Source organism: Cereibacter changlensis JA139, assembly GCF_003034985.1.
Taxonomy (GTDB): Bacteria; Pseudomonadota; Alphaproteobacteria; order Rhodobacterales; family Rhodobacteraceae; genus Cereibacter; species Cereibacter changlensis.
The window spans coordinates 1-6,819 of the sequence record NZ_PZKG01000170.1 but is presented as its reverse complement, the minus strand read 5'-3'; the positions used below and the strand labels follow the sequence as shown (position 1 = coordinate 6,819).

Annotated in this window: 7 protein-coding genes, 1 pseudogene and 1 riboswitch; of the genes and pseudogenes, 6 read left to right on the top strand and 2 right to left on the bottom strand. The window is 72.7% G+C overall.

Translation table 11 applies throughout. The annotated features are described in order from the left end of the window. The 6 genes and pseudogenes from C5F48_RS26250 to cobF all read left to right on the top strand — a co-directional run. A pseudogene (locus C5F48_RS26250) lies at window positions 1-113 on the top strand (cobalamin biosynthesis protein); the annotation flags it as partial. Further along, complete coding sequence (cobM, locus tag C5F48_RS20685; RefSeq protein ID WP_107665677.1) at window positions 110-892, top strand: precorrin-4 C(11)-methyltransferase; 783 nt, start codon at window positions 110-112, stop codon at window positions 890-892. The pseudogene C5F48_RS26250 and the gene cobM, both read left to right, overlap by 4 nt. After that, window positions 892-2,205, top strand: coding sequence for a cobyrinic acid a,c-diamide synthase CobB (locus C5F48_RS20680; protein ID WP_107665676.1), 1,314 nt, complete (start codon window positions 892-894; stop codon window positions 2,203-2,205). Before cobM ends, C5F48_RS20680 begins: the two co-directional genes overlap by 1 nt. Then, window positions 2,202-2,927, top strand: coding sequence for a uroporphyrinogen-III C-methyltransferase (gene cobA, locus C5F48_RS20675; RefSeq protein WP_107665675.1), 726 nt, complete (start codon window positions 2,202-2,204; stop codon window positions 2,925-2,927). The genes C5F48_RS20680 and cobA overlap by 4 nt, the downstream gene beginning before the upstream one ends. 20 nt (window positions 2,928-2,947) lie before the next feature. Continuing rightward, window positions 2,948-3,169: riboswitch (cobalamin riboswitch) on the top strand. Between the two features lie 33 nt (window positions 3,170-3,202). Then, window positions 3,203-3,880 (top strand): energy-coupling factor ABC transporter permease, encoded by a 678-nt coding sequence (locus C5F48_RS20670; protein ID WP_107665674.1) that lies wholly within the window; start codon window positions 3,203-3,205, stop codon window positions 3,878-3,880. A 47-nt stretch (window positions 3,881-3,927) separates the two neighbouring features. Then, the gene (gene cobF, locus C5F48_RS20665; RefSeq protein WP_107665673.1) at window positions 3,928-4,680 is read left to right on the top strand and encodes a precorrin-6A synthase (deacetylating); all 753 of its coding nucleotides are present in this window, start codon (window positions 3,928-3,930) and stop codon (window positions 4,678-4,680) included. Window positions 4,681-4,734: 54 nt separating this feature from the next. On the opposite strand, the gene C5F48_RS20660 is transcribed toward cobF, so the two are convergent. Then, complete coding sequence (locus C5F48_RS20660; RefSeq protein ID WP_107665672.1) at window positions 4,735-5,766, bottom strand: siderophore-interacting protein; 1,032 nt, start codon at window positions 5,764-5,766, stop codon at window positions 4,735-4,737. A 37-nt stretch (window positions 5,767-5,803) separates the two neighbouring features. After that, window positions 5,804-6,631 (bottom strand): energy transducer TonB family protein, encoded by an 828-nt coding sequence (locus tag C5F48_RS20655; RefSeq protein ID WP_258186544.1) that lies wholly within the window; start codon window positions 6,629-6,631, stop codon window positions 5,804-5,806. Window positions 6,632-6,819 lie beyond the last annotated feature (188 nt).

The following is a 6,819-nucleotide window of genomic DNA, read 5'->3' as shown; positions in this document are numbered from 1 at the left end:
CCGAGGCGGCGGCGCTGGCGGCTGCGGGGCCGGGGGCGCGGCTTCTCGGGCCGCGGGTGACTTCAGCCGATGGCAGGGCCACGGCGGCAATTGCGGAGGGACGGGACGAATGACGGTGCATTTCATCGGTGCGGGGCCGGGAGCGCCCGACCTTCTGACCCTGCGCGGGCGCGACCTGATCGCCGCCTCGCCGGTCTGTCTCTACGCGGGCTCGCTGGTGCCCGAAGCGGTGCTCGCGCATTGCCCGCCCGGCGCCCGCATCGTCAACACCGCGCCCCTGTCGCTCGACGCCATCATCGACGAGATCGCCGCCGCCCATGCGCGCGGCGAGGATGTGGCGCGGCTGCATTCCGGCGATCTTTCCGTCTGGTCGGCGATGGGCGAACAGCTGCGGCGGCTGCGCGCGCTCGGCATCCCCTATGACGTGACCCCCGGCGTGCCCTCCTTCGCGGCGGCCGCGGCGACACTGGGGGCGGAGCTGACCCTGCCCGGCATCGCGCAATCGGTGGTGCTGACCCGCACCTCGGGCCGGGCCAGCGCCATGCCCGAGGGCGAGCGGCTGGCCGCCTTCGCCGCCACCGGGGCGACCTTGGCGATCCATCTCTCGGTTCATGTGCTTGAGACGGTCGTGGCAGAGTTGACCCCGCATTACGGCGCAGATTGCCCGGTCGCGGTGGTCTGGCGTGCCAGCTGGCCTGACGAGCGTGTGGTGCGCGCCACGCTGGGCACACTGGCGACCGAGGTCGGCGCCGAGATGGAGCGCACGGCGCTGATCCTCGTGGGCCGGGCGCTGGGACAGGAGGGCTTCGACGAGAGCCGGCTCTATGCCGGCGACTACGACCGCCGCTACCGCCCGGTCGGCACCGCGCCGCGCTTTCCGGAGTCGGCGTGATGCCCGCAGGCCTGATGATCGCGGCGCCCGCCTCCGGGGCGGGCAAGACCACGGTGATGCTCGGCCTTTGCCGGGCGTTCCGCGATCGCGGGCTCAGGGTGCAGCCGTTCAAGAGCGGCCCGGATTTCATCGACCCCGCCTTCCATACGGCGGCGACCGGGCAGGTCTCGGTCAATCTCGACAGCTGGGCGATGACGCCGGCGCGGATCGCCGGCCTCGCCTCGCGCGCAGCGGGGGCCGATCTGGTGCTGGCCGAGGGCTCGATGGGGCTGTTCGACGGTGTGGCCGTGCCGGGCGAGACCGGCAGCGGCGCCAGCGCCGATGTCGCCGCGGCGATGGGCTGGCCGGTGGTGCTGGTGGTCGATGTCTCGGGGCAGGCGCAGACGGCGGCGGCGGTGGCTTCGGGGCTTGCCGGCTTCCGTCCGGGTGTGCGGGTTGCGGGGGTGGTCCTGAACCGCGTGGCCAGCCCCCGGCACGAGGCGCTGGTGCGCGCCGGCATGGCCGGGGCCGGGATTACCGTCTTCGGCGCGCTGCCCCGGCTGGCGAGCATCGCCCTGCCGGAGCGGCATCTGGGCCTCGTGCAGGCGGGCGAGCATCCGGCGCTTGAGCGGCTGATGACCGAGGCCGCCGCGCTGATGGCGGAGCGGGTCGATCTCGACGCGCTGCTGCGGGCGGCGGGCGGGCAGGGCGAGGCTGCGCCGGAAGTAGCGATGCCGCCGCCGGGCCAGCGGATCGCGCTGGCGCAGGATGCGGCCTTCAGCTTCGCCTATCCGCATCTGGTGCAGGGCTGGCGCGCAGCGGGGGCCGAGATCCTGCCCTTCTCGCCTCTGGCGGATGAAGCCCCCGACGACAGCGCCGATGTCTGCTGGCTGCCCGGCGGCTATCCCGAGCTGAACGCGGGCCGTCTGGCGGCGGCGAGCGGCTTTCGCGCCGGGATCAGGCGCTTTGCCGAAACGCGGCCGGTGCATGGCGAATGCGGCGGCTACATGGTGATGGGCGAAACGCTGGTCGATGCCGAGGGCGTGGCCCATCCGATGACCGGGCTCTTGGGGCTCGTGACCTCGTTCCAGAAGCGCAAGATGCACCTTGGCTACCGGCTGGCCGAGCTTGCCGCGCCGATCCCGGGACAGGGCGCGCGGCTCAGGGGGCACGAGTTCCACTATTCCACCATCCTCGAGCAGCCCGACGCCCCGCTGGCACGCGTCAGCGATGCCGCGGGGCAGGCGGTGCCCGAGACCGGCTCGCTCAGGCGGCAGGCGGGCGGCGGGCTGTCCACCGGAACCTTTTTTCATCTGATCGCAGAGGCGACATGACCGGCTTCGTATCCTTCGTTTCCTCCGGTCCCGGCGACCCCGAACTGCTGACGCTGAAGGCGATCTTGCGCCTGCAATCCGCCGATGCGGTGCTGTTCGACGATCTCTCCTCCGGCCCGATCCTCGCCCATGCGCGCGAGGGTGCCGATCTCGTCGGGGTCGGCAAGCGGGCCGGGCGGGCCTCGCCGAAGCAGGATCACGTCAGCCGGCTGCTGGTCGATTACGCCCTGACCGGGGCGCGGGTGGTGCGGCTGAAATCCGGCGATGCGGGCATCTTCGGGCGGCTGGAGGAGGAGATCACCGCGCTCGAGGCCGCGGGCATCGGCTACGAGATCATCCCCGGCGTGCCCTCGGCCTGCGCCGCCGCCGCCTTCGCCGGCATCCCGCTGACCCGCCGCCTGACCGCGCGGCGGGTGCAGTTCGTCACCGGCGCCGATGTGACGGGCGAATTGCCGCGGCTGAACATGCAGGCGCTGGCCGACCCCGAGGCGACCACCGTCGTCTTCATGGGCAAGCGCACGTTCCCGGCCTTGGCCGCGGCGCTGATCGCCGCAGGCCTGCCGCCCGATACTCCGGCTTTGCTGGCGGAATCCGTCAGCCATGCCGATCAGACCCTTACCCGCAGCACCATCGCCGCCCTCGCCGCCCAGCTGGCCAGCGGCAGCGGCAGCTCGCCCGCGCTGATCCTCTACGGCCCTCTGGCCGGGTCCGATCATGCTTGACGCGGCGGCAAGGATGGTGTCGGAGTTCAGCTCTGCATGGTGTTCCGTCAGGTGCAAAGCACCGGAACTCAATCGGGAATGGGGAGGGGCGGACCAATTTGCGGCGCCCCGGACCCAGCCGCCCCCGCGACTGTCAGCGGCGAGCGGGTCTTCACCTCTGGTCACTGGGCGACAAGCCCGGGAAGGCCGAAGACCCGCCCAGACCCGCCAGCCAGGATACCGGCCCTGCAGGCAACCGAAACCGCCGTCGGGTGTGACGGCCTGGAGTCACTGACATGCATATCGAAGAGGGCGTCGTCACCGGCGCCAAGATCCTCCTGAGCTACGGCACCGCCGCGGCGGCCGGAGGCTATGCCCTGAAACTCGCGTGGGAGGCCGCGCGCGAAAAGGGGTTGGCCTCGCTCGCCGCCCGCTCCGTGCTGGCCACCGGCCTCGTCTTCTCGTTCTTCGAGATCCTGCCGCATTACCCGGTCGGCGTCTCCGAGGTTCACCTGATCCTCGGCTCGACCCTGTTCCTGATCCTCGGCGCCGCCCCCGCCGCCATCGGTCTGGCGCTGGGCCTGCTGGTCCAGGGCCTGTTCTTCGCGCCCTTCGACCTGCCGCAATACGGCATGAACGTCACCACGCTGCTGGTGCCGCTGTTCGGCCTGACCGCCCTCGCGCACAAGGTCATCCCGCGCGAGACCGCCTATGTCGATCTGGGCTACCTGCAGGTCCTGTCGCTCTCGGTCGCCTATCAGGGCGGCGTGGTGGCCTGGGTCGGGTTCTGGGCGCTCTACGGCCACGGCTTCGAGGCGGGCAACCTTGCCGCCATCGGCAGCTTCGGCGCGGCCTACATGCTCGTCGTGCTGATCGAGCCCCTGGTCGATCTCGCGGTGCTGGGCGCGGCCAAGGGGGCGCGCGGTCTGGCGAAATCCGGCCTCTTCACCCACCGGCTGCACCACGCGGCCTGACCCTTCGCGCGGCTCCCGCAGGGGGCCGCGCCCTCTTGGACGACAGAATGATCCAGCTTTCCCTCATCGGCATCGGCACCGGCAACCCCGAGCATCTGACGCTGCAGGCGATCCGCGCGCTCAATGCCGCCGATCTGGTGCTGATCCCGCGCAAGGGGGCCGACAAGGCCGATCTCGCCGGGCTGCGCCGCACGATCTGCGCCGAGGTGCTGACCAACCCCGCGACCCGTCTGGCCGAATTCGACCTGCCGGTGCGGGCCGAGACCGGCGATTATCGCGGCCGGGTGGACGACTGGCACGACGCCATCGCCGCCTGCTGGGAGACATCAATCCGCGACGGGCTGGGCACGCAAGGCCGGGTGGCGCTGCTGATCTGGGGCGATCCCTCTCTCTACGACAGCAGCCTGCGCATCGCCGCGCGGGTGGCGCGCAGCCTGCCGCTCGAGGTCTCGGTGGTGCCGGGCATCACCTCGATGCAGGCGCTGGCCGCCGCCCATGCCATCGCCCTGAACGAGATCGGCGCGCCCTTCCTGGTGACGACGGGGCGGCAGATCCGCGACCACGGCTGGCCTCCCGGCGTCGACACGCTGGTGGTGATGCTGGACGGCGCCTGCGCCTTCCAGACGCTCGATCCGTCAGGCGTGACAATCTGGTGGGGCGCCTATGTCGGCATGGCCGAGGAGGTCGTGCTTTCGGGGCCGCTGGCCGAGGCCGGGCCACGGATCCTCGCCCTGCGCGACAGCGAGCGCGAGAGGCACGGCTGGATCATGGACATCTACGTGCTGAAGCGCGGCCTCTGACGACCGCGCCTCCGCTTGCCGGGCGGCGCTTGCCGCCACCCGGTCCCGTTTCTCTCACGCCGTCCAGTAGGCCGCGGCCTGCATCTCGGTCCGGTCCAGCCCCAGGGCGCGCAGCCGGGCGCGGGCGGCGTCGGCCTCGGCCTCTTCCGCCACGAACCAGACGTAGCGGCTGCCCGCCGCCGCCGCGGGCAGCACCATCCGGTCCAGCGCCTCCAGAAGCCCGGTCCGGTCGTCGCGCGTCAACCAGGTCAGCGTCACCCCCGGCGGATGCGCCAGCTCCTGGCGATCCGCCGCATTGGCCAGCCGGATGGTCGCCGTTCCCGTCGTCCCGGCGGGCAGCGCGGCGAGGGCGCGCGCCATCGCGGGCAGCCCGGTCTCGTCGGCGAACAGCGCGACCCAGTCGGCCAGCGGCATGTGGCTGCCGCCGGGGCCGATGATCCCCACCGTGTCGCCCGGCTGCACGGTCCCGGTCCAGTCGGTCGTCCGGCCGCCGTCATGAAGGAAGACGTCGAACTCGACCCAGCCCGCCGCGATGTCGATGTCGCGCACGGTGTAGACCGGGTTGTGCAGCTTGTGCGCGCCCTCCGGCCAGCGCGCCCTGCCGGTGGCGTCGACCCGCGGCCATTGCGGCTCCAGCCCCTTCGGCGGCAGCAGCAGGCGGAAATGGATCCGCGTCCCGTCGAAGCGGCCGATGTCGCCCGCCACCCGCACCCGGCGGAAGCCCGGCGAGATCTGCCGCACCGAGACCACCTGCACCAGCCGCAGGTTCGGCGGCATCGCCCCCTCCTGCCGGACCTCGTCCCAGACCGCCAGCCCCTCCGACCCCTCCAGCAGATGCGCCACCATCTCCTGCATAACGTAGAGCGTGGCGGCGTCGCCCGCCGCCAGCCGCAGCACCGCGCGGTCGCCTTCCAGAGCAATGCGCGCGGTGCTGCCGTCATACTCCACCTCGAAGCCGTTCCCGAGCGCGCGATAGCCCATCTCGTGCTCGAGGGCATGGTCCAGCAGATGGGCCATCAGGGCTTCCGCCGGCCCGACGATATGGCCGGTGACGGTTTCCTGCGGGGTCGTGGTCCGGATGTTCATCGGGGTCTCCTTGGGGCAGTGGCGATGAGGGCGACCCTCATTGGAAATCGATCGGCAGGCTGAAGCTGTGGCTCGCGCCGGGCAGTTGCGCCGGGGCGGCGGCGAAGCTGCGCGCCGACTGCACCGCCTTCACCACGGCGGCGTCCAGCGACGGGTCGCCCGAGGAGCGGACGATGCCCGCCGACATCAGCGCCCCGCTGCGCGCCACCTCCAGCCGGACCACGATCGAGCCACGCTTGCCGCGCGGAGCCCGGGCGTATCTCTGGATCTTGCTGCGGATCTGGTTGCCCCAGCGCGCCGCGAGATCGTCCAGCCGGCCCTGCGGCAGCGCCGCCTGCCCCTGCGACTGGGTCGAGGAGGCCGGGCTGGCGGCGCGCGGTGTGGGCTGGGCGGCCCGCTTCACCGGCTCCTCGCGCGGCTTGCGCTCGGGCTCGGGCTTGCGCTCGGGGCGGGGCCTCGGGCGGACATCGGGGATCTGCGCCTGCTCCGGCTCCGGTTCGACTTCCGGTTCCGGTTCCGGCTCGGGCTCGGGCTCGGGCTCGGGGGCGGGCGGCGGCGGCTCCGGGCTGAAGCTGTCGGGCGGCAGCGCCATGTCGGGCAGCTGCGCCATGTCGGTCGGCGGGCGGATGTCGGGCGGCGGCGGCGCGACCTCGGGCTCCGGCTCGGCCATCTCTTCCGGCTCCGGCGCATCCGGCAGCTCGGTCATCGGCGTCTCGGGCGCGAAATCCGGCAGCGCCGCGGCGGAGGGCGGCGGCGGCTCCGGCGTGAGATCGAGATAGACCACCGACTCCGATTCCGCCTCGCGGCCCAACTGGTCGTCGAGCCGCATCGCCAGCGCGGCGGTCGCGGTGGCCACCAGCGCCACGGTCAGCGCCGCCCCGGTCCAGGCCAGCGCCTCGCGGCGGCGCGCGCCCGGGCCGAGGCTCTGCGGCCAGTCGGCGGAGGCCGGCGGCCCCGGGTCACGGCGCGGTTCCCGGCGTGGCCGGCACGGGAGCGGCGGCGGCGCCCGTGGCCGTGGCCTCCAGCCCGACCAGCGCCACCTTCAGATAGCCG

Bases quoted from the DNA above. Each gene is read 5' to 3' on its own strand.
- C5F48_RS20680 (WP_107665676.1), top strand. From the start codon at position 892: ATGCCCGCAGGCCTGATGATCGCGGCGCCCGCCTCCGGGGCGGGCAAG.
- C5F48_RS20660 (WP_107665672.1), bottom strand. From the start codon at position 5,766: ATGAACATCCGGACCACGACCCCGCAGGAAACCGTCACCGGCCATATC.
- cobM (WP_107665677.1), top strand. From the start codon at position 110: ATGACGGTGCATTTCATCGGTGCGGGGCCGGGAGCGCCCGACCTTCTG.
- cobF (WP_107665673.1), top strand. From the start codon at position 3,928: ATGATCCAGCTTTCCCTCATCGGCATCGGCACCGGCAACCCCGAGCAT.
- C5F48_RS20670 (WP_107665674.1), top strand. From the start codon at position 3,203: ATGCATATCGAAGAGGGCGTCGTCACCGGCGCCAAGATCCTCCTGAGC.
- cobA (WP_107665675.1), top strand. From the start codon at position 2,202: ATGACCGGCTTCGTATCCTTCGTTTCCTCCGGTCCCGGCGACCCCGAA.